Genomic DNA, 21,365 nt, shown 5'->3' on the forward strand with positions numbered 1-21,365 from the left:
ACCGGCCGATCGGCCTGCCCGTGGAGCGGCGGACACGGGGCACGTCCCCGCCGCTCCACGGTCCCCCCTCGGTTCCCCCACCCCTAGGGTGTATCCAACGACCCCCGTCCATTCACCCTCCCGGGCGGGCGCTCGGAGTGAACCGAGGGAGCGCAGGGGGGCGCGTTCGTCCGGCGATCTGTCCCGCTGATCACCGCACGCCTACCGTCGAACACAGGTAGGGCACGCGCGGGGAGGTACGACGATGGCGGGAACCGTCCCACTCCCCACGCCCGAGGGCGTCCCCCTCGTCCGCGTCCGCGACCTCGCCGGCCGCCCGCGCGGCACCGGCTTCGTCGCCGACCACAACGGCACGGTGATCACCAGCCACGAGGCCGTCGACGGCCTGCCGCGCCTCGTCCTCTACGGCGCCGGCGACCGCACCTGTGTCGTCACCGCCGACGCGGTCACGCCGCTGCCCGAACGGGACCTCGCTCTCGTGCGCACCGAGGGCCTCGGCACCGATCCGCTGCCGATCACCGTGCGGGAGCGCCTCGACACCGGCACCTACGTCCGGATCGCCGCCGACCGCTGGCGCGAGGCCCGGGTGCTGGCGGCCACCTCCGTGACGTACACCGCCACCGACCGCTTCCACCTCCTCGACGACGTCCTGGAGCTGGCCATCGGCACGGCCGGCCGGGACGCGCTGCGCCTCGGCGGGGGAGCGGCCGGCGGGCCGGTCCTGGACGCGGCGACCGGCGCGGTCGTCGCCGTGCTGGGCACGGCCCTGCGGTCCGACCACGGCGACGTGGGCTTCGCGGTCCCGCTCCGCCCGGCGCCGGACGGCCCGCTCGCCGACCTCCTCGCCCGCAACGCGGCGACCGTCGCGGCGTACGGCCCCGATCTCAACCTCGCGGGCGTCCTGGAACTCACCGCCACCTCCGTCGCCTCCGACGGCCCGCCCGGCGCGCTCCGCGGCACCGACGGCCCCGGAGCGCCGGTGGAACCCGTCGAACGGGCCGCGACGGCACGGGAGTTCGCCGCCTTCGCGCGGAGCGGAGCGGCGGTCCTCGCCCTCGTCGGCGCCCCGGGCAGCGGCCGTACGACGGAACTCGCGGCCCTCGCGGCACGGCGTGCCCGGGGCGCGTGCCCGGCGCCGACGCTGTGGCTGAGGGGAGCGGACCTGGCGGAGGACGACACCTCGCTCGCGGACGCGGCCCGCAGGGCCCTCACCCGGGCGGCGAGGATCGTGACAGCGTCCCGCCCCCACCAGCGCCCTGACGCGGCCTTGCAGGGCCTCGGGGACGTCCCCCCTGAGAGTCCGGCCCGCCTCGCCGCCCCGGAGGAACCGGACGGCCTCGGGGACGTCTCGCCGGAGCGGCTGGCCCGGCTCGCGGTCGCCGCCGGGCGGCCGTTGCTGCTGCTTCTCGACGGTCCCGAGGAGATGCCGCCCGTGCTGGCCCACCGCCTCCCGGAGTGGACGGCGGGCACGGCGGCCTGGCTGCGGGAGACCGGGGCGCGGCTGGTCGTGGCGTGCCGGGCGGAGTACTGGGAGGGGGCGGGAGCGCAGTTCCCGAGGGAGACCCTGTACGGCGCGGACAACACCCCGCCGCTCCCGCCCCACGTCCCCCTCGGCGACCTCACCCCCGCCGAGGCCGCGCAGGCCCGCGCCCGCTACGGCATCCCGGACACCGCCCTCACCCCGCGCGACGCCCGGCACCCCCTGACCCTCCGCCTGCTCGGCGAGGTGCGCGCCGGCTGCCCCCTGCCCGGGTCCGTCACCCTCGACCGGGACGATGTCCTCGCCGCCCACCTCGACCTGATGTGCCTGCGCATCGCGGTCCGCCTGGCCGCCGGGAACGGACTGCGCGGCACCGCCGTACGCCGGCTCGCCGCGAAGGTCTCCGGCCAGGTCCACGAGGCCGCCCGGCGCAGCCTCGGCCCGGGACAGGGCGAACTGGACCGGGCGTCGTTCGAAGCGGTGTTCCCCTGGGGGCAGGCTCCGGCGCGCCTGGGCGGCGGCACCGGCTGGGCGTCCGCCGTCCTCACCGAGGGCCTTCTCGTCCCCGCGGGCGGCGGCTACCGCTTCGCCCACGAGGAACTCGCCGACTGGCTCCAGGGCATCCACCTCGACCTCGACGAGGCGTTGCGCGCCCTGGTCCACCGCCCGCCGCAGGAGCGGCACCCCCTGCCCGTCCCGCACCACCGCATCGGCCCCGTCGTCGAGGCCCTGCTCCTGCTCGCCCGCCAGCAGGGCCCGGGCCGACTCGCGCTCCGGCTACGGGAGTTGACCGACGTCTGGGACGCCGATCCGCACGCCTGGTGGGCCGCCCGCCTCCTCGCCGAGACCCTGCCGAGGGTCCCCGACGCGACGCCGTACACGGCCGTACTGCGCCTGCTGGCCGACCGGATCGTCGCCCACCGGCACGATCCGCACCGCCCGGCGCCGACGGCCTTCGGTCCCGCCTTCTGGACGTCCCTCGCCCTCCCCGTCGACGTCCGCCTGGACCTGCTGCGCCGTCTCGTCCTCGCCGACCCGGCCCCCCAGGACACCGGCACGCCCCGTTGCCTCGACGCCGTCGCCGGGCTCCTCGCCGCCGACCCCACCGCCGTACAACCGTGGCTCACGCACTGGTTCGACGACGAACGGCCGCTGCCCGCCACCCCGCACGCGACCGTGGCCACCGCCGCCCAGGCGCTGCTGCACACCCACCGGCACCGGGCCCTGGACGACCTGACGGAGGTGCTCGTCGACTGCGCGCACCCGCGAGCCGACGAACTGCTCGCCGTCCTCGCCGAGGACGAGCCGTCGGCGCTGTGCCGGGCCGTGGACCGCTGGGCGCGCGACGAACGCCCCGCGCGGCGCGTCGCCGCGGTCGCCTACGGGCTGCGCGCCGCACCGCACGTACGCACCGACGCCGACCGCCGCCTGCTGCGCTACGCGGCGCTCGCCCTGCTCGCCCGCCCGGCCGACGTCACCCTGCACGGCGGCGCGCTCGCCCTCCTCGTACGGGATCCCGAGACCCGCGCCCGCCACCTCCCGCAGGCGGTTGAGCGGTTCGCGGCGGGCGATCCGCAGTTGCCGCCCAGCGCGCTGCTCACCGCCCTGGACACCCACCCGGACGCGGTCCTGGACGCCTTCCGGGCCCGGCTGTGCGGGCCGGGCGCCGACACCGGGCGGCTGCTGCGCGCCCTCGCCGACGTCACCCCGCCCGCGCCGGCCCACCGGGTGACCGCGCTCGTCCGGGAGGCGCTGGAGTGCCGCCCGGAGACCGTCGCCGACGTCGCCGCGTACGTCGACGAGCGCCTCGACCGGGACCCCGACCCACGGGCTCTGCTGGTTCCGCTGGTGACCGGGCTGCTGGAGGACGGTTCCGAGCGGACCCGGGCCACCCTGGCCGGCGTACTCGCCCGGCCCGGCGGCACGCGCCGGGAACTGCGCGAGGTCCTGCTGGCACGCGAGCGGGAGCCCGCGGTGCTGGCCGCGCTGCTCCACGCCGCCGCGCCGTACGAGGGCGACGAGGCGGGCGCTCTCGTGCACCGCGTGGGGATCCTCCTCGTGCGCACCCCGGAGGGCGCCACGCTCTTCGACCGCGGGCTGGTCGATCTGGGGCGTGCCGTGCCCGGGTTCGCCGCGCGGGTGGCGGGCTGGCTGACCGACGCCCCCGAGGCGTGGGCCGCGGTCGTCGGCCCCAGCGCACGCCGGATGCTGGAGAACCTGGCGGGGGTGAGAGTGCCCGCCTGACACCGGGCGGGTACGTGCGCCCGGTCACAGCCTTGATGCCGATGCGGGTCCCGGGCACCCGGCATGGCACCCTTAGACCTGCGTAAGCGGTCATCGGTAGATACGGACACGGGTTCGAGGAGCGGTCACAGTGCAGCGCTGGCGTGGCTTGGCGGACATCCCCCAGGACTGGGGGCGCAGCGTCGTCACCATCGGCTCTTACGACGGGGTCCACCGCGGCCACCAGCTGATCATCCGGCACGCAGTGGACCGCGCCCGGGAACTGGGCGTGCCCTCCGTCGTCGTCACCTTCGACCCGCACCCCAGCGAGGTCGTCCGCCCCGGCAGCCACCCGCCGCTGCTCGCCCCGCACCACCGGCGCGCCGAGCTGATGGGCGAACTGGGCGTGGACGCGGTTCTGATCCTGCCGTTCACCACCGAGTTCTCGCAGCTCTCGCCGGCCGACTTCGTCGTCAAGGTGCTGGTCGACAAGCTGCACGCCAAGGCGGTCGTCGAGGGCCCCAACTTCCGCTTCGGCCACCGGGCCGCCGGGAACGTGGACTTCCTCGCCGAACAGGGCAAGATCTACGACTTCGAGGTCGAGGTCGTCGACCTGTACGTGTCGGGCGAGGCGGGCGGCGGCGAGCCCTTCTCCTCGACGCTCACCCGGCGCCTGGTCGGCGAGGGCGACATGGCCGGCGCCGCCGAGATCCTCGGCCGCCCCCACCGCGTCGAGGGCGTCGTCGTGCGCGGCGCCCAGCGCGGCCGCGAGCTCGGCTTCCCCACGGCCAACGTGGAGACCCTCCCGCACACCTGCATCCCCGCCGACGGCGTCTACGCCGGCTGGCTGCACGTGAACGGCGAGGCGATGCCCGCCGCGATCTCCGTCGGCACGAACCCGCAGTTCGACGGCACGGAACGCACGGTGGAGGCGTACGCGATCGACCGGGTCGGCCTGGACCTGTACGGCCTGCACGTCGCCGTCGACTTCCTGGCGTACGTCCGCGGCCAGGCGAAGTTCGACTCGCTGGACGCGCTGCTCGAACAGATGGCCGCGGACGTGCGGCTCTGCAAGGAGCTGATCGCCGCGGCGGAGTAGCGCCGCCGGGAGCACATGAGGGCGGCCGGTGTCCTGTTCGGACACCGGCCGCCCTTTGCGCGTGCCGACCGCGCCGGCTACTGCTGCGGGGGCGGCGGATAGCCGGGCTGCGGGGCCTGCGGATACGGCTGACCCGGCTGCTGCGGGTACGGCTGCTGGCCATAGGGCTGCTGCGGATACGGCTGCTGGCCCGGGTTCTGGGGCATCTGAGGCGGATACGGCTGGCCGGGAGCCTGCTGCGGGTACGGCTGGCCCGGGCCCGGCATCGCCTGGCCCGGCATGGGCGGGGCGGCCACCGGGGGCGGGTTGCCGTCGCTGGTCCACAGGCCGTGCGCCTGCTGGTGGCGGGTGAAGTCCTCGGCGATCATCGCCGCGAGGTTGAAGTACGCCTCCCGCACCTTGGGCCGCATCATGTCCAGGTCGACCTCGGCACCGGCGGCCAGATGCTCGTCGAAGGGCACGACCACGACACCGCGGCAGCGGGTCTCGAAGTGCGCCACGATGTCCTCGACCTTGATCATCTTGCCGGTCTCCCGGACACCCGAGATGACGGTGATGGACCGCGAGACGAGGTTGGCGTACCCGTGCGCGGACAGCCAGTCCAGCGTCGTACTGGCGCTGCTCGCACCGTCGACCGACGGCGTGGAGATGATGATGAGCTGGTCGGCGAGGTCGAGCACACCGCGCATGGCGGAGTAGAGCAGACCGGTGCCGGAGTCGGTCAGGATGATCGGGTACTGCTTGCCGAGCACGTCGATGGCGCGCCGGTAGTCCTCGTCGTTGAACGTGGTCGACACGGCCGGGTCGACGTCGTTGGCGATGATCTCCAGGCCGGACGGCGCCTGCGAGGTGAACCGCCGGATGTCCATATAGGAGTTGAGGTACGGGATCGCCTGGACGAGGTCACGGATGGTGGCCCCGGTCTCCCGGCGGACGCGCCGCCCGAGCGTACCGGCGTCGGGGTTGGCGTCGATGGCGAGGATCTTGTCCTGCCGCTCGGTGGCGAGGGTGGAGCCGAGCGCGGTGGTCGTGGTCGTCTTGCCGACGCCGCCCTTGAGGCTGATGACCGCGATGCGGTAGCAGGACAGCACGGGCGTCCGGATCAGCTCCAACTTCCGCTGCCGCTCGGCCTCTTCCTTCTTGCCGCCGAGCTTGAACCGGTTGGCGCCCGCCGCGGGGCGGCTGCTCTTCGCCTTCTGCTTCTTGTTGTTGAGCAGCCGGTCGGAGGACAGCTCGACGGCGGCGGTGTAACCGAGCGGCGCGGCCCCCGGGTTGACCGGCTGGCGCTGGTCGTGCTGGATGGGCTGCGGCCAGGCGGCACCGGTACGGGGGTCGGTGGCGGGCGCGGGCTGCCCCGGCTGGCCGGCGGGCGGCTGCTGGCCCTGCGGGAAGCCATAACCGCCGTCGGGGCCACCGGGCTGCTGCGGGAAGCCGTAACCGCCGGGGTGCGGGGGCGGGGTGGGCGTGCCGGGCTGGGCGGGCGTCGCCGGGGTGGCGGGCGGCTGCTGGCCCTGCGGGAAGCCGTAGCCGCCCGGCTGAGCGGTCGGGGGTGCCGGGGGAGTGGCCGGAGGCTGTTCCGCCTGGGCGTTCTGGGTGCCCGGCTGCGGGAAGCCGTACGCGCCGGGGGTGTTGGGAGCCGGGGGCGGGGGGAAGCCGTACGCGCCGGGGGCGTTGGGAGCCGGGGGCTGCGGGAAGCCGTAGGCGCCCGGGGCGTTGGGGGCGGGCTGCTGGGCGGCGGGGGCCTGGGTTTCGGGGGCGGCCGGTGGCTGTGCCTGTGCCGGGGCTGCCGGGTGGGGGAAGCCGTAGCCGGGCTGGGGTGCGTTCGGCGCGGCGGGAGCCTGCGGCTGCTGCTGCGCGGGGTCCGGCGCGGTCTGCGGCTGCGCGGGCCACTGGGCCGCCGGAGCGGGCGCGGCGGGCTGGTACGACGGCGGCAGCGGCGGCACTCCGCCCTGCGGGGCCGGCGGGGGAGTCCAGCCGGTCTGCGGCGCGGCCTCCTGGGACTCGCCGGTCTGCGGCGCGGCCTCCTGCGGCTCGGCGGCGACCGGAGGGGCCGCCTCCTGGGACTCGGGGGCGACCGGAGGGGCCGGGTGGGACTCGGCGGTGACCGGGGTGGCCGCGTCCGCGGACTCCGCCGGCGCTTCGGCGGCCTCGGGCGTCTCCTCGGGCCCGTCCGCCTCCTGCGCCTCCGTGTCGGAGGACGCCGCGTCGTCGCCGCTCGGGGACTCCGGCTCGGCGGTGGCCGAGAAGACCGGGAAGGTGGGGAAGCCCGCCTCCTCGTCGTCACCCGGGTCGCCGGCCTCGGCGGCCTCACCCTCCGGGCCCTCCGTACCGGCCTCGGCGGCTCCGGAGTCCACGGCGGAACCCTCCGCCTCCGCCTCCTCCGCGACCGGGTCACCGGAGCCGGCGGCCTCGTCGGACCGCTCCTCGGCGGACTCCTGCCGCTCGGCGATCTCACGCCGCAGGTCGGCCGAGGAGAACCGCATGGTCGCCGGGCTCTCCGGACCACCGGGACCGGCCACCGGCGCGGGGGCCGGGGCGGGCTGCGGAGCCTGGGGCGACGGCGGGGCCGGCGGCGTCTGCGGTTCGAACCCGCTGCCCACCGGAAGCCCGGGCACGGCGACGGCCCCCTCGGCCGGAGGCGCGGGGGGCGTGAAGGGCACGCCGGGCGTGGGCGGCGCGGGCGGCGTGAAAGGCACCTGGGGGCCACCGACGGGCGCCGGAGGCGGCGGGGGCGCGTGAAAACCGGGACCCGGACCGGGCCCGGGCACGGGCGGAACCGGCGGACCGTACGGCGCACCCGGCGCCCCACCCGCGTGCGGAGGAGGAACCGCCCCAGCCGGAACACCGGCCACCGGCCCGTCACCGAGCGGCCCACCGCCGGGAGCACCAGGAGCAACAGGGCCGCCGGGAGCACCGGGGCCGCCGGGACCACCCGGACCTTGCGATCCAGGCACTCCCGGCATCCCGGGCATCCCCGGCGCGCCCGGCATGCCGTGGGCACCAGGAACGCCGTGAGCACCAGGCGCCCCAGGACCAGGAGCACCGGGACCTCCGGGAACGCCGTGAGCACCAGGAACCCCCGACCCCGCCGGACCACCCGTCGCGTCGGCCCCGCCGGGCGGTCCCTCCTGTGTCTCACCGCTCCCGGACTCACCGGGCGCGTTGGGCGTGTACCAGGCGGGCGGCGCGTAATCGATGGTGAACTCGCCCGTCATCTCGATGTCGGACTGGGCGTCGGGCTGGTCATCGCCGGGTGTGGCCCAGCCCCCGCGGATCCCGTCCCGATCGCTGCTCACAGTTCCTCCTGGTGTGGTCGAGACCCGCAAGCCGTGCCGGGGCGACCATGTGTGTCGTTCGTGTCGTCCGAAGTTGTGTGAAACCGGGGCGGTCCGGGCGGCGCCTGCGCACCGACCCCCGGTCTCCCCCTGGGGCGACGACGCCGCGTCCACGGGTTCCGACGTCGCGCCCGTACCCAGCCTAATCATCAGGCGGCCCAGCCGGGCAGGCCCGCCCACCTCACAACGCCCGTCCCTGGCGCGACACTCCACCCAGACGTGCGTCATTCCGGGCCAGCCCACCTCAAAGGGCCGGATTCGGCCAATTCTTCGCGCCGTGCCGGACAACCCCCTTGGCGACAGCGCCGGAACGCCCTCCCGTTGCGCCCGCAAAAGCCCGGGCCGAGGACTCACCGTTCACCAATTCCCTTACGGGCCCCGGCAAGTGCGAGATGAGCGGGCGGTAAGGTGCGCCCCGATCATCGATCAGCCGCTCCCATGCCCCTCGGAGCGAACGACCGCGCCCCTCGCGGTGAACGACCGTGCGCCCCCGTGAGCGAAAGGAACGTCGAGCGTGAGCTTCGGCCCGCCCCCATCCGTCTACACCCAGTCGACCCTGGCCGCCGAGACCCAGCAGAAGAAGCGCCGCAGGGCGCGGCTGCTCGTCCTGATCGCGGTGGTCCTCGTGGCCGCGCTCGGCGTAGGCGGCTGGCTGGTCTGGGGACGTGACGGCGGTTCGAAGACCTCGGGCAAGCCGCAGGCCGGCTCCCAGGACCCCCTCGACGTCAGAGAAACGGTCGAGCAGCCGCCCGCCGCCACCACCGGCACGATGGCCTTCCGGTTCTCCGCCGACGACATGAGCCCCGGCGAGCACTACGAGATGCCCGGCATGTGGGCCACCGACAAGATCCTCGCCAAGGGCATCAACCAGACGCTCGCCGGCTACCCCATCGGCTCCGACGCCGCCCCCGGCAAGAACGACGAGGCATGGAAGCTCCGCCTCGACGGCCCCATCTGCGGCTACACCCCGCACGTCACCAACGACAACCGCACGGCCGTGCTGTTCAAGGCGAGCGACCGCAAGGAGGCCTACTGCAACCACGTGGCGTTCTTCGACCTGGACGACGGCAAGGAGGTCTGGGAGGAGACCATTCCCGTCTCCATGGCCGGCTCGTCCGTGAGCTCCCCGCAGCGCACCCCGAGCGTCACCCTCACCCACGGCACGGTCGTCGTCACCTGGGGCGGCGGCACCAACGGCTACGACATGACCGGCGGTACGACACGGTGGAGCACGAGGACCACCGGCTCCTGCCGGGACGAGGGCGCCGCCGGCGGTCGCGGCCTGCTGATCCGCACGGTGTGCTGGACCGAGGGCGTGCCCGCCGGGGACTGGGACGGCACCACGTACAAGGTGCGCCGGGTGGACCTCGACACGGGCGCGACCCGCTGGACGTACGCGGCCGCGCGGGGCGTCCGCGAGCTGGACGTGCCGTCCGCCGAGCCGCCCGTCCTCGCCGTGGCCGCCGGTGAGACCGGCATCACCGAGCTGCTCTCCCTCGACGACAAGGGCCACCACCGCGCCACGATCAGCCTCCAGAACGGGACGTACGTGGGCGAGTGCTCGTCCGGCGACTACATCGTCGTCGACGACTGCCCCACCATCGCCGTCGGCGACGACCAGGTCTTCGTGCGCAGCAAGGACCAGCTGGGGAAGCACAACTCCAACTGGGTCATCGGCTTCGACCTCGCCACCGGCCACAGCACCCGGAAGTTCGACTCCGGCCCCGATTCGCTGCTGCGCCCGATCCGGATGAGCGGCGACCAGGTCCTGGCCCTGCGCATGAGCGAGGACAAGATCACGCCCACCGCCCTCGTCAGCCTCGACCCCGGGACGGGCGAGGAGACTCCGTACTTCTACTTCAACCTTCCCGCGGAGGCCGAGTCGTTCACGCTGACCGACTCGCACGACATCGTCGTCCAGAACGGCCGCGTCTTCTTCGGCTCCAAGGCCGCCGACGGCCCGTCCGGCCGCCCGAAGGAATGGATCTACCTCGTCCTCGGCGTCCAGAGCATGGCCCCGGCCAAGCAGTAGCGGCCCGCTCCCGGTCCACGGCAATGGGGCGGGACCCGGAGACCCGGGCCCGCCCCTTCGTCGTAGGACTCGTATGACTCGTGGGGCTCAGCCCTCCGTCGGCTCCAGGTCGAACTCGCCGTCGCGCGCGCCCAGGACGAAGGCCCGCCACTCCGCCTCCGTGTAGCGCAGCACGGTCGCCGGGTCCAGCGACGAGCGCATCGCCACGGCCCCGCCGGGCAGGTAGGCGATCTCGACGCGCTCCTCGTGCTCCTCCGTGCCCGGCGCGCTGTGCCACTCGACGTCCGAGATGTCGAGCGCGTACAGCTCGTCCCGCTCGCGTTCCTTGCGCGCCTTGATCTGCTCCGCCGTCTCCGTCATGCCGCAGTGCTCCCTTCCCGACGTACGAAAACGATCTGTCCGTTCACCCTAGTGGCCGGGTCCGGGGCGGCCCCGGTCTTCGGGGACCTGGGCGAAGGCGCCCGCCTTTGCCTGGTACCCTGTGTAACGGCCGTTTGTGTACGCACCCCCGGAGCGCAGGTTCTGGAGGCCGCGCCCAGCGGATCCCCGCCTTCCGAGTCATGGAAGCTCCCCCGAGACAAAGACCGGGGGCACTCGGTGGCCATTCAAAGACTACGAGGAGTACGCGTGCCGCTCGACGCCGCTACGAAGAAGCAGATCATCAGCGAGTTCGGTCAGAAGGAGGGCGACACCGGCTCCCCCGAGGTCCAGGTCGCCATGCTCTCGCGCCGGATCTCGGACCTGACCGAGCACCTCAAGACCCACAAGCACGACCACCACTCCCGCCGTGGTCTGCTGATCCTGGTCGGTCAGCGTCGCCGCCTGCTGCAGTACCTGGCGAAGAAGGACATCCAGCGCTTCCGTACGCTGGTCGACCGCCTCGGCATCCGTCGCGGTGCGGCGGGCGCCAAGTAAGACGCCGTGAAGGGAGCGGTTCCCGGGAGGATCGGGGGCCGCTCCCTTTGCCGTACGTACGGAAACATGCGGAGTGCCGCTCACGCTTTGTAGTGTGGTAGCACAACGCAGGACGTACGACAGAGCATGACAAAGGAGGAGAAGCGCACCTCGCCGCCGCCGGTCCTCGGTAGTGGCCCCCGGGGGGAAGCGAGCCCCGGGTGCTTCGATCGAAGACCGGCCCGCACAGCACGGCGCGCTTCTCCGTAACCGTCCCCCTGCCACACGGGCAGCCCAGGGACGAAGACGAGGAGAAAACGCTAGTGGAGAACGAGACCCACTACGCCGAGGCCGTCATCGACAACGGCGCCTTCGGCACCCGCACCATCCGTTTCGAGACGGGCCGCCTGGCCAAGCAGGCCGCCGGCTCCGCCGTGGCGTACCTGGACGACGACACCATGGTGCTGTCGGCCACCACCGCCTCCAAGAACCCCAAGGACCAGCTCGACTTCTTCCCCCTGACGGTGGACGTCGAGGAGCGGATGTACGCCGCCGGCAAGATCCCCGGCAGCTTCTTCCGCCGTGAGGGCCGTCCCTCCGAGGACGCCATCCTCACCTGCCGTCTCATCGACCGCCCGCTGCGCCCGTCCTTCAAGAAGGGCCTGCGCAACGAGATCCAGGTCGTCGCGACGATCATGGCCCTCAACCCCGACCACCTGTACGACGTCGTGGCGATCAACGCCGCCTCCGCGTCCACGCAGCTGGCCGGCCTGCCCTTCTCCGGCCCGATCGGCGGCGTCCGCGTCGCGCTGATCCGCGGCCAGTGGGTGGCCTTCCCGACGCACACCGAGCTCGAGGACGCCGTCTTCGACATGGTCGTCGCCGGTCGTGCCCTGGAGGACGGCGATGTCGCGATCATGATGGTCGAGGCCGAGGCCACCGAGAAGACCATCCAGCTCGTCAAGGGCGGCGCCGAGGCCCCGACCGAGGAGGTCGTCGCCGCCGGTCTGGACGCCGCGAAGCCCTTCATCAAGGTCCTGTGCAAGGCCCAGGCCGACCTCGCCGCGAAGGCCGCCAAGCCGACCGGCGAGTTCCCGATCTTCCTCGACTACCAGGACGACGTCCTGGAGGCGCTCTCCGCCGCCGTCCGCCCGGAGCTCGCCTCCGCGCTGACCATCGCCGGCAAGCAGGAGCGCGAGGCCGAGCTGGACCGCGTCAAGGCGCTCGCCGCCGAGAAGCTCCTGCCGGAGTTCGAGGGCCGCGAGAAGGAGATCTCCGCCGCGTACCGCTCCCTGACCAAGCAGCTCGTCCGCGAGCGCGTGATCAAGGAGAAGAAGCGCATCGACGGCCGTGGCGTCACGGACATCCGTACGCTCGCCGCCGAGGTCGAGGCCATCCCGCGCGTGCACGGCTCGGCGCTGTTCGAGCGTGGCGAGACCCAGATCCTGGGCGTCACCACCCTCAACATGCTGCGCATGGAGCAGCAGCTGGACACCCTCTCCCCGGTGACCCGCAAGCGCTACATGCACAACTACAACTTCCCGCCGTACTCCACCGGCGAGACCGGCCGCGTCGGCTCCCCGAAGCGCCGCGAGATCGGCCACGGCGCCCTCGCCGAGCGCGCCCTCGTGCCGGTCCTGCCGACCCGCGAGGAGTTCCCCTACGCGATCCGCCAGGTGTCCGAGGCCCTCGGCTCCAACGGCTCGACGTCCATGGGTTCGGTCTGCGCCTCCACCATGTCGCTGCTGAACGCCGGTGTGCCCCTCAAGGCCCCGGTCGCCGGTATCGCCATGGGCCTGATCTCCCAGGAGATCGACGGCGAGACGCACTACGTCACCCTCACCGACATCCTCGGTGCCGAGGACGCCTTCGGCGACATGGACTTCAAGGTCGCCGGCACCAAGGAGTTCGTGACCGCCCTCCAGCTCGACACCAAGCTGGACGGCATCCCGGCCTCCGTCCTGGCCGCCGCCCTCAAGCAGGCCCGTGACGCCCGCCTCCACATCCTCGACGTGATGATGGAAGCGATCGACACGCCGGACGAGATGTCCCCCAACGCCCCGCGGATCATCACCGTGAAGATCCCCGTGGACAAGATCGGCGAGGTCATCGGCCCCAAGGGCAAGATGATCAACCAGATCCAGGAGGACACCGGCGCCGAGATCACCATCGAGGACGACGGCACCATCTACATCGGCGCCGCCGACGGCCCGTCCGCCGAGGCCGCCCGCACGACCATCAACGGCATCGCCAACCCGACGATGCCCGAGGTCGGCGAGCGCTACCTGGGCACGGTCGTGAAGACGACGACGTTCGGCGCCTTCGTCTCCCTCCTGCCCGGCAAGGACGGTCTGCTGCACATCTCGCAGATCCGCAAGCTGGCCGGCGGCAAGCGCGTGGAGAACGTCGAGGACGTCCTCGGCGTGGGCCAGAAGGTCCAGGTCGAGATCGCCGAGATCGACTCCCGCGGCAAGCTCTCCCTCGTCCCCGTGGTCGAGGGCGAGGAAGCCTCCTCGGACGAGCAGAAGGACGACACCGACAAGTGACGTCGAGCAGCTCCAAGGCGACGGCCCGCACCTCTTCGGAGGCGCGGGCCGTCGCCCGTACCCAAACCCTGATCAAGGGCGAGAACGGCATCGGCACGGTCCGCAAGACCACCCTCCCCGGCGGCCTGCGCATCGTCACCGAGACCCTGCCCTCGGTGCGCTCCGCGACCTTCGGCATCTGGGCCCACGTCGGCTCCCGCGACGAGACCCCCTCCCTGAACGGCGCCACGCACTACCTGGAGCACCTGCTCTTCAAGGGCACGACCCGACGCAGCGCGCTGGACATCTCCTCCGCCATCGACGCGGTCGGCGGCGAGATGAACGCGTTCACGGCCAAGGAGTACACGTGCTACTACGCGCGCGTGCTCGACACCGACCTGCCCCTCGCCATAGACGTCGTCTGCGACATGCTGACCGGCTCCCTCATCCTGGAGGAGGACGTCAACGTCGAGCGCGGCGCGATCCTCGAAGAGATCGCGATGACCGAGGACGACCCCGGCGACTGCGTGCACGACCTGTTCGCGCACACCATGTTCGGCGACAACGCCCTCGGCCGCCCCGTCCTCGGCACGGTCGACACCGTCAACGCCCTCACCGCCGACCGCATCCGCCGCTTCTACAAGAAGCACTACGACCCGACCCACCTGGTCGTCGCCGCGGCCGGCAACATCGACCACAACAAGGTCGTACGACAGGTCCGCGCGGCCTTCGAGAAGGCGGGCGCCCTCAAGAACCTCGACGCCACCCCCATCGCCCCGCGCGACGGCAGGCGTGCCCTGCGCACCGCCGGCCGCGTGGAGCTGATCGGCCGCAAGACCGAGCAGGCGCACGTCGTCCTCGGCATGCCCGGCCTGGCCCGCACGGACGAGCGCCGCTGGGCGCTCGGCGTGCTCAACACGGCCCTGGGCGGCGGCATGTCCTCCCGCCTCTTCCAGGAGGTCCGCGAGAAGCGCGGCCTGGCCTACAGCGTGTACTCGTACACCTCCGGCTTCGCCGACTGCGGACTCTTCGGCGTCTACGCGGGCTGCCGCCCCTCCCAGGTCCACGACGTGCTGAAGATCTGCCGCGACGAGCTCGACCAGGTCGCCGCCAACGGTCTGTCCGACGACGAGATCGGCCGCGCCATCGGCCAGCTGAGGGGCTCCACCGTCCTCGGCCTGGAGGACACCGGCGCGCTCATGAACCGCATCGGCAAGAGCGAGCTGTGCTGGGGCGAGCAGATGTCCGTCGACGACATGCTGGCCCGGATAGGCGAGGTGACCCCCGACGAGGTCCGCTCCGTCGCCCGCGACATCCTGGGACAGCGCCCGTCGCTGTCGGTCATCGGCCCGCTGAAGGACAAGCAGGCGTCCCGACTGAACGAGGCCGTGGCCTAACCCCCTTCTGTTCTGGCTTAAGGAAGCAAGAGATGAGCAAGCTGCGCGTGGCGGTCCTCGGTGCCAAGGGCCGGATCGGCTCCGAGGCGGTCAAGGCCGTCGAGGCGGCCGAGGACATGGAGCTGGTCGCCGCCCTCAGCCGGGGCGACAAGCTGGAGACCCTGGCGGAGACGGGCGCCCAGGTCGCCGTCGAACTCACCACGCCGGCCTCGGTGATGGACAACCTGGAGTACTGCGTCGGCCACGGCATCCACGCCGTCGTCGGTACGACGGGCTGGACCGACGAGCGCCTCGCGCAGCTGAACGGCTGGCTGGCCGCGTCCCCGGAGACGGGCGTCCTCATCGCGCCCAACTTCTCCATCGGGGCCGTCCTGAACATGAAGTTCGCGCAGATCGCCGCGCCCTACTTCGAGTCGGTGGAGGTCGTCGAACTCCACCACCCGAAGAAGGTCGACGCGCCCTCGGGCACCGCCACGCGCACGGCCCAGCTCATCGCCGAGGCCCGCCGCGCGGCCGGCACGGCCCAGGCCCCCGACGCCACCGAGACGGCCCTGGACGGCGCGCGCGGCGCGGACGTCGACGGCGTCCCCGTCCACTCCGTCCGCCTGCGCGGTCTGCTGGCCCACCAGGAGGTCCTGCTGGGCGGCGAGGGCGAGACGCTGACGATCCGCCACGACTCGCTCCACCACAGCAGCTTCATGCCGGGCATCCTGCTGGGTGCCCGCAAGGTGGTCACGACCCCGGGCCTGACCTTCGGCCTGGAAAACTTCCTGGACCTGGGCTGACATCACCATGCGCGCCAAGCTGTCCTACGCCATAACGGCCGCCGTCCTGGTCTTCTACTTCGTCCTGGTCGGCAGCCGCGGCGTCATGCTCATCCAGTCCGGCACCCTCATCACCGTCACCTTCGGCGTGGCGGTGCTGATCCTGCCGGTCATCGGGGTGTGGTTCCTGTGGAAGAACACCCAGTTCGTCCGCCGGGCCAACGCCCTCGCCGCCGAACTCGACGCCGAGGGCGGCCTGCCCGTCGACGAGCTCAAGCGCACGCCGGGCGGCCGGATCGACCGCGACTCGGCCGACGAGGTCTTCGCCAAGCGCAAGGCCGAGACGGAGGCGGCCCCCGACGACTGGCGCAGCTGGTTCCGCCTCGCCATCGCCTACCACGACGCCCGCGACACCCCGCGCGCCCGCAAGGCGATGCAACGCGCGATCGCCCTGCACGACACCGCCCACTGAGCCTCCCGCTCACCCGCACGAAGGGGTGGGGCCCGGTCCACGCACGGACCGGGCCCCACCCCTTCGTACGTGCGCGCTCAGCCGCCCGCGTTCTCCGCGGCCCACGCCTCGACGGTGTCCGCCGCCCGGTCGAACGCCTCGAACCGCGCCAGGAAGTCCGCGTTGTGCGTGGTCAGCAGCGCCACCGGCTCCTGCGGCGCACGATCCCGCCGTACCAGGGTCAGCGCCTGTCCCTGCACCGTGCGGGGCAGCCCCAGCCAGCGCACCGGCTGCTGCACGGTCCGCACGGCGACGACCCGGTCCCACGGCACCGTCCGCGTGACGAGGAAGCCCACCTGCCGCAGACCGCGCGCGCTCACCCACACACCCATCCGCAGCAGCCGCAGAGCGGCGGCGATGACCAGCAAGGAGAGCCCGAGGACCAGACCGGCCTCGGCCACCGAGCCGGTCAGCGCGATGGCGACGGCGGCGAACAGCACGAAGGAGGCGAGCAGCAGCCACACCGCGGCCGTGCCCACCCGCCAGGGCCCGGGCCGGTAGGGGCGCCGCCAGCGCTCACGGTCGTCGTGGGGCAGCGGGACATCGTCCGCGGCCTCGAACGGGCGGTCGGCCGTCAGGAAGGGCAGGGGCACGGCTGATCCTCACTCGGTCCTCGCGTGGGCTGAGACCGGTGAGGCTATCCGCCCGGCTCCCCGCTCACCACCATCGGGGGCCGCACGGCGTCAGTGTCCCCGCGCCGCCTGCGTCGGCTGGCTCCCCGGGGACTGATCGATCGTCAGCGCCGGCATACCGAGGACCAGCGACCCCACCAGCGCCCCGACGATGGTGAGCCCCAGCAGCAGGCGCCCGGCTATCTCACGGGCGGAGGCCCGCCGTCGCGGCGGCATGACATCGCTGACCATTGGGACACGGCTCCTGTGGGGCTCGAACGTACGGCTGTCACCCCTACAGACGAGCGAACGCCACGAAAGGTGCCCATCTCGCACAAACCAAACGTGGAGAGGCATCGGTGAAGTGCGTACGAGGGCCCCGTAAGGTGGGCGCGAAGCAAAGTAGTGATGGGAAGGACCCTCCGTGACTCCCGGCGATACCCCCCAGCCGTTCCGTAGCGACGTCACCGTCGAGCTGGTGAAATCCAGCGCCTCGGACGCCGACGTGCTCTTCGCTGCCCGTGTTTCCACGCTCGGCGAGCAGTCCTTGGAGGAGCTGCAGAAGGACCCCGAGCGATCCAAGGGCCTCATCAACTACTTGATGCGGGACCGGCACGGCAGCCCGTTCGAACACAACTCGATGACGTTCTTCATCAGTGCTCCGATCTTCGTCTTCCGGGAGTTCATGAGGCACCGGGTGGGGTGGTCCTACAACGAGGAGTCGGGTCGCTACCGGGAGCTTCAGCCGGTCTTCTACGTACCTGACTCCTCCCGCAGGCTCGTCCAGGAAGGACGGCCGGGAAAGTACGTCTTCGTTGAAGGGACCCCAACGCAGCACGCCACCGTGCGTGGAGTGCTGGAGGACTCCTACCAACAGGCGTACTCGGCATATCAGAAGCTGTTGGCTGAAGGCGTCGCCCGGGAGGTGGCCCGCGCGGTTCTCCCCGTCGGTCTCTACTCCTCGATGTACGCCACCTGCAACGCCCGCTCCTTGATGCACTTCCTTGGCCTGCGCACCACCCACCCCGATGCCAAGGTCCCGTCCTTCCCGCAGCGCGAGATCGAGATGGTCGGCGAGAAGATGGAGGCCGAGTGGGCGAAGCTCATGCCGCTCACGTACGCCGCCTTCAACGGCAACGGCCGCGTGGCCCCGTAACGCGCTCCGGTCCCGCTACACGGCCCACCCCCGCGTACGGCACACATGTACGGGTCATCCGCCCGAAGTGTCCGTATTGCGGCATTTGGAGAAGTTCATCTAGCCTGATCAAACGGACCCGGCACTGCTTGAACCCCCGAGCAGGCAGTGCCGGGCTCCACATTTGTCCTGACTTTTCCCGACCCCCCGAGGGCAGACCGCGCGGTGAGCAACGAGTAGCGTGTAACCATGGCTCCGACCTCCACTCCGCAGACCCCCTTCGGGCGGGTCCTCACCGCCATGGTCACGCCCTTCACGGCGGACGGCGCACTCGACCTCGACGGCGCTCAGCGGCTCGCCACCCACCTGGTGGACGCAGGCAACGACGGCCTGATCATCAACGGCACCACCGGCGAGTCCCCGACCACCAGCGACGCGGAGAAATCGGACCTCGTACGAGCCGTACTGGAGGCGGTCGGCGACCGCGCCCACATCGTGGCCGGCGTCGGCACCAACGACACCCACCACAGCGTCGAACTCGCCCGCACCGCCGAACGCGACGGCGCACACGGCCTGCTCGTCGTCACCCCGTACTACAACAAGCCCCCGCAGGAGGGCCTGTACCGCCACTTCACGGCCGTCGCCGACGCGACCGGACTCCCGGTCATGCTCTACGACATCCCCGGCCGCAGCGGCGTCCCCATCAACACCGAGACGCTGGTCCGCCTCGCCGAGCACCCGCGCATCGTCGCCAACAAGGACGCCAAGGGCGACCTCGGCCGCGCCAGCTGGGCCATCGCGCGCTCCGGCCTCGCCTGGTACTCCGGCGACGACATGCTCAACCTGCCGCTGCTCTCCGTGGGCGCCGTCGGCTTCGTCTCGGTCGTCGGCCACGTCGTCACCCCCGACCTGCGCGCCCTCGTCGACGCGTACACCTCGAGCGACGTCGTCAAGGCCGCCGAGATCCACCAGAAGCTGCTCCCCGTCTACACGGGCATGTTCCGCACTCAGGGCGTCATGACCACCAAGGCCGCCCTCGCCCTCCAGGGCCTGCCCGCCGGACCCCTGCGCTCACCCATGATCGAATGCACGCCGGAAGAGATCGAGCAGCTCAAGATCGATCTTGCCGCCGGCGGGGTACAGCTCTAGCACCAGACTTCGCGCGACCACCCGCGCCCATGGACTTCACAACTGAATACGCGGGACACCGGTGCCCGCACCCCACAACGACAACTGCTTCTGCACGAACGTCACGCGCGCCACGTGCCCGACCGGTACGTGGCGCGTGTGGTGAGGAGAGTCTTTTGAGTCATCCGCATCCTGAACTCAGCGCACCCCCGCCGCTCGCCGAAGGCGGCCTGCGGGTCACCCCGCTCGGCGGCCTCGGCGAGATCGGCCGGAACATGACGGTCTTCGAGTACGGCGGCCGTCTGCTCATCGTCGACTGCGGAGTCCTCTTCCCCGAGGAGGAACAGCCCGGAATCGACCTGATCCTGCCGGACTTCTCGTCCATCCGGGATCGCCTCGACGACATCGAGGGCATCGTCCTCACCCACGGCCACGAGGACCACATCGGCGGCGTCCCCTTCCTCCTGCGCGAGAAGCCGGACATCCCGCTGATCGGCTCCAAGCTGACCCTCGCCCTCATCGAGGCCAAGCTCCAGGAGCACCGGATCCGCCCGTACACCCTTGAGGTGGCCGAGGGGAACCGCGAGCGCATCGGCCCCTTCGACTGCGAGTTCATCGCGGTCAACCACTCCATCCCGGACGCCCTGGCGGTCGCCATCCGCACCCCCGCCGGCATGGTGGTGCACACCGGCGACTTCAAGATGGACCAGCTCCCGCTGGACAACCGCCTCACCGACCTGCACGCCTTCGCACGGCTGAGCGAGGAAGGCATCGACCTCCTCCTCACCGACTCCACGAACGCCGAGGTCCCGGGCTTCACCCCGCACGAGCGGGACATCTCCAACGTCCTGCGCCAGGTCTTCGCGGGCGCCCGCAAGCGCATCATCGTGGCGAGCTTCGCCAGCCACGTCCACCGCATCCAGCAGATTCTGGACGCCGCGCACGAGTACGGCCGCCGGGTCGCCTTCGTCGGCCGCTCGATGGTCCGCAACATGGGCATCGCGCGCGACCTGGGCTATCTGAAGGTCCCGCCGGGCCTGGTCGTGGACGTCAAGACGCTCGACGACCTGCCGGACCACGAGGTCGTGCTGGTCTGCACGGGCTCGCAGGGCGAACCGATGGCGGCGCTGTCCCGCATGGCCAACCGCGACCACCAGATCCGGATCGTCCCCGGTGACACGGTCATCCTGGCGTCGTCCCTGATCCCCGGCAACGAGAACGCGGTCTACCGCGTGATCAACGGCCTGACCCGCTGGGGCGCGAACGTCGTCCACAAGGGCAACGCCAAGGTCCATGTCTCCGGCCACGCGTCCGCGGGCGAGCTGCTGTACTTCTACAACATCTGCCGCCCGAAGAACCTGATGCCGGTCCACGGCGAATGGCGCCACCTGCGCGCCAACGCGGAGCTCGGCGCCCTGACCGGCGTCCCGCACGACCGCATCGTCATCGCCGAGGACGGCGTCGCCGTCGACCTCGTCGAGGGCAAGGCGAAGATCTCGGGCAAGGTCCAGGCGGGTTACGTCTACGTCGACGGCCTCTCCGTCGGCGACGTCGGCGAGCCGGCGCTCAAGGACCGCAAGATCCTGGGCGACGAGGGCATCATTTCGGTCTTCGTGGTCGTGGACTCCTCCACGGGCAAGATCACGGGCGGACCTCATGTCCAGGCCCGTGGCTCCGGCATCGAGGACTCCGCGTTCAGCGATGTCATCCCGAAGATCACCGAGGTGCTGGAGCGCTCCGCCCAGGACGGCGTGGTCGAACCCCACCAGCTGCAGCAGCTCATCCGCCGCACCCTGGGCAAGTGGGTCTCGGACACGTATCGCCGCAGGCCGATGATCCTGCCGGTGGTGGTGGAGGTCTGATCCCGGCCAACCCCTCGTAGGTGTGAACCTGGAGCGGGGCGCCTCGATTTGCATCGGGCCGCCCCGCTCCAGTACGTTTACGGCTCCGCCTGAACGGGAACCCGGCCGCCTCGTGTGTGCCCGGAGCACTCCCGGGAGGGATGGAAAAACCGACTCAGAACTTCTGATAAAGTCGGAACCGCCGGAAGGGAAACCGCGAAACAAAAGCGGAAGCCTGGAAAGCACCGAGGAAATCGGATCGAGAAAAGATCTGATAGAGTCGGAAACGCAAGACCGAAGGGAAGCGCCCGGAGGAAAGCCCGAGAGGGTGAGTACAAAGGAAGCGACCGTTCCTTGAGAACTCAACAGCGTGCCAAAAATCAACGCCAG

16 protein-coding genes are annotated in these 21,365 nt (G+C 71.8%); 11 read left to right on the forward strand and 5 right to left on the reverse strand.

The window, feature by feature from the left end; all coding sequences use genetic code 11:
• The first annotated feature begins 244 nt into the window (after positions 1–244).
• Both ACZ5NW_RS19520 and ACZ5NW_RS19525 read left to right on the forward strand, forming a co-directional pair.
• Positions 245–3,724 (forward strand): trypsin-like peptidase domain-containing protein, encoded by a 3,480-nt coding sequence (locus ACZ5NW_RS19520; RefSeq protein WP_468745067.1) that lies wholly within the window; start codon positions 245–247, stop codon positions 3,722–3,724.
• A 130-nt stretch (positions 3,725–3,854) separates the two neighbouring features.
• Positions 3,855–4,802: a bifunctional riboflavin kinase/FAD synthetase gene (locus ACZ5NW_RS19525; protein ID WP_468745068.1), complete on the forward strand. Its 948-nt coding sequence runs from the start codon at positions 3,855–3,857 to the stop codon at positions 4,800–4,802.
• 77 nt (positions 4,803–4,879) lie between these two features.
• Here the strand turns inward: ACZ5NW_RS19525 and ACZ5NW_RS19530 are convergent, their stop codons facing one another.
• A complete protein-coding gene (locus tag ACZ5NW_RS19530; RefSeq protein WP_468745069.1) occupies positions 4,880–8,098 on the reverse strand; it encodes an SCO5717 family growth-regulating ATPase in 3,219 nt (1,072 codons plus the stop codon).
• 553 nt (positions 8,099–8,651) lie between these two features.
• On the opposite strand from ACZ5NW_RS19530, the gene ACZ5NW_RS19535 reads away from it, so the two are divergent.
• Positions 8,652–10,169, forward strand: coding sequence for an outer membrane protein assembly factor BamB family protein (locus tag ACZ5NW_RS19535; RefSeq protein WP_468745070.1), 1,518 nt, complete (start codon positions 8,652–8,654; stop codon positions 10,167–10,169).
• Positions 10,170–10,256: 87 nt separating this feature from the next.
• Here ACZ5NW_RS19535 and ACZ5NW_RS19540 read toward each other — a convergent pair whose 3' ends face one another.
• Positions 10,257–10,529, reverse strand: coding sequence for a DUF397 domain-containing protein (locus ACZ5NW_RS19540; protein ID WP_468745071.1), 273 nt, complete (start codon positions 10,527–10,529; stop codon positions 10,257–10,259).
• A 267-nt stretch (positions 10,530–10,796) separates the two neighbouring features.
• Here ACZ5NW_RS19540 and rpsO point away from each other — a divergent pair, with 267 nt between their 5' ends.
• From rpsO to ACZ5NW_RS19565, 5 genes are all read left to right on the forward strand, one after another.
• Positions 10,797–11,084, forward strand: coding sequence for a 30S ribosomal protein S15 (gene rpsO, locus ACZ5NW_RS19545; protein WP_030046008.1), 288 nt, complete (start codon positions 10,797–10,799; stop codon positions 11,082–11,084).
• A 302-nt stretch (positions 11,085–11,386) separates the two neighbouring features.
• Positions 11,387–13,609: a polyribonucleotide nucleotidyltransferase gene (locus ACZ5NW_RS19550; protein ID WP_468745072.1), complete on the forward strand. Its 2,223-nt coding sequence runs from the start codon at positions 11,387–11,389 to the stop codon at positions 13,607–13,609.
• Complete coding sequence (locus ACZ5NW_RS19555) at positions 13,606–14,985, forward strand: M16 family metallopeptidase (protein ID WP_468745073.1); 1,380 nt, start codon at positions 13,606–13,608, stop codon at positions 14,983–14,985. The genes ACZ5NW_RS19550 and ACZ5NW_RS19555 overlap by 4 nt, the downstream gene beginning before the upstream one ends.
• A gap of 32 nt (positions 14,986–15,017) precedes the next feature.
• Positions 15,018–15,770, forward strand: coding sequence for a 4-hydroxy-tetrahydrodipicolinate reductase (dapB, locus tag ACZ5NW_RS19560; protein WP_097269606.1), 753 nt, complete (start codon positions 15,018–15,020; stop codon positions 15,768–15,770).
• Positions 15,771–15,777: 7 nt separating this feature from the next.
• On the forward strand, positions 15,778–16,221 hold the full coding sequence (locus ACZ5NW_RS19565; RefSeq protein ID WP_468745074.1) for a hypothetical protein: 444 nt from the start codon (positions 15,778–15,780) through the stop codon (positions 16,219–16,221).
• 77 nt (positions 16,222–16,298) lie between these two features.
• On the opposite strand, the gene ACZ5NW_RS19570 is transcribed toward ACZ5NW_RS19565, so the two are convergent.
• Entirely contained in the window at positions 16,299–16,853 is a 555-nt protein-coding gene (locus ACZ5NW_RS19570) for a hypothetical protein (protein WP_468745075.1), read from the reverse strand.
• Positions 16,854–16,943: 90 nt separating this feature from the next.
• A complete protein-coding gene (locus tag ACZ5NW_RS19575; protein ID WP_468745113.1) occupies positions 16,944–17,123 on the reverse strand; it encodes a hypothetical protein in 180 nt (59 codons plus the stop codon).
• A 172-nt stretch (positions 17,124–17,295) separates the two neighbouring features.
• Between ACZ5NW_RS19575 and thyX the strand changes: the two genes are divergently transcribed.
• The 3 genes from thyX (at position 17,296) to ACZ5NW_RS19590 (ending at position 20,996) form a co-directional block, all read left to right on the forward strand.
• Positions 17,296–18,027: an FAD-dependent thymidylate synthase gene (thyX, locus tag ACZ5NW_RS19580; RefSeq protein WP_468745076.1), complete on the forward strand. Its 732-nt coding sequence runs from the start codon at positions 17,296–17,298 to the stop codon at positions 18,025–18,027.
• A 228-nt stretch (positions 18,028–18,255) separates the two neighbouring features.
• Positions 18,256–19,155 carry a 4-hydroxy-tetrahydrodipicolinate synthase gene (dapA, locus tag ACZ5NW_RS19585; RefSeq protein WP_468745077.1) on the forward strand — a complete coding sequence of 300 codons (900 nt, stop codon included), beginning with the start codon at positions 18,256–18,258 and terminating at the stop codon, positions 19,153–19,155.
• A 155-nt stretch (positions 19,156–19,310) separates the two neighbouring features.
• Entirely contained in the window at positions 19,311–20,996 is a 1,686-nt protein-coding gene (locus tag ACZ5NW_RS19590; RefSeq protein WP_468745078.1) for a ribonuclease J, read from the forward strand.
• 154 nt (positions 20,997–21,150) lie between these two features.
• Here the strand turns inward: ACZ5NW_RS19590 and ACZ5NW_RS19595 are convergent.
• Positions 21,151–21,365, reverse strand: a 215-nt coding sequence (locus ACZ5NW_RS19595) for a hypothetical protein (protein WP_468745079.1), incomplete at its 5' end; no start/stop codon positions are given.

This window comes from Streptomyces sp. NPDC032126 (assembly GCF_055580085.1).

What these genes read in the sequence shown, in the direction of transcription:
- dapA (WP_468745077.1), top strand. Translation starts at nt 18,256, where the DNA reads ATGGCTCCGACCTCCACTCCGCAGACCCCCTTCGGGCGGGTCCTCACC.
- ACZ5NW_RS19575 (WP_468745113.1), bottom strand. Translation starts at nt 17,123, where the DNA reads ATGGTCAGCGATGTCATGCCGCCGCGACGGCGGGCCTCCGCCCGTGAG.
- ACZ5NW_RS19565 (WP_468745074.1), top strand. Translation starts at nt 15,778, where the DNA reads ATGCGCGCCAAGCTGTCCTACGCCATAACGGCCGCCGTCCTGGTCTTC.
- ACZ5NW_RS19520 (WP_468745067.1), top strand. Translation starts at nt 245, where the DNA reads ATGGCGGGAACCGTCCCACTCCCCACGCCCGAGGGCGTCCCCCTCGTC.
- dapB (WP_097269606.1), top strand. Translation starts at nt 15,018, where the DNA reads ATGAGCAAGCTGCGCGTGGCGGTCCTCGGTGCCAAGGGCCGGATCGGC.
- ACZ5NW_RS19540 (WP_468745071.1), bottom strand. Translation starts at nt 10,529, where the DNA reads ATGACGGAGACGGCGGAGCAGATCAAGGCGCGCAAGGAACGCGAGCGG.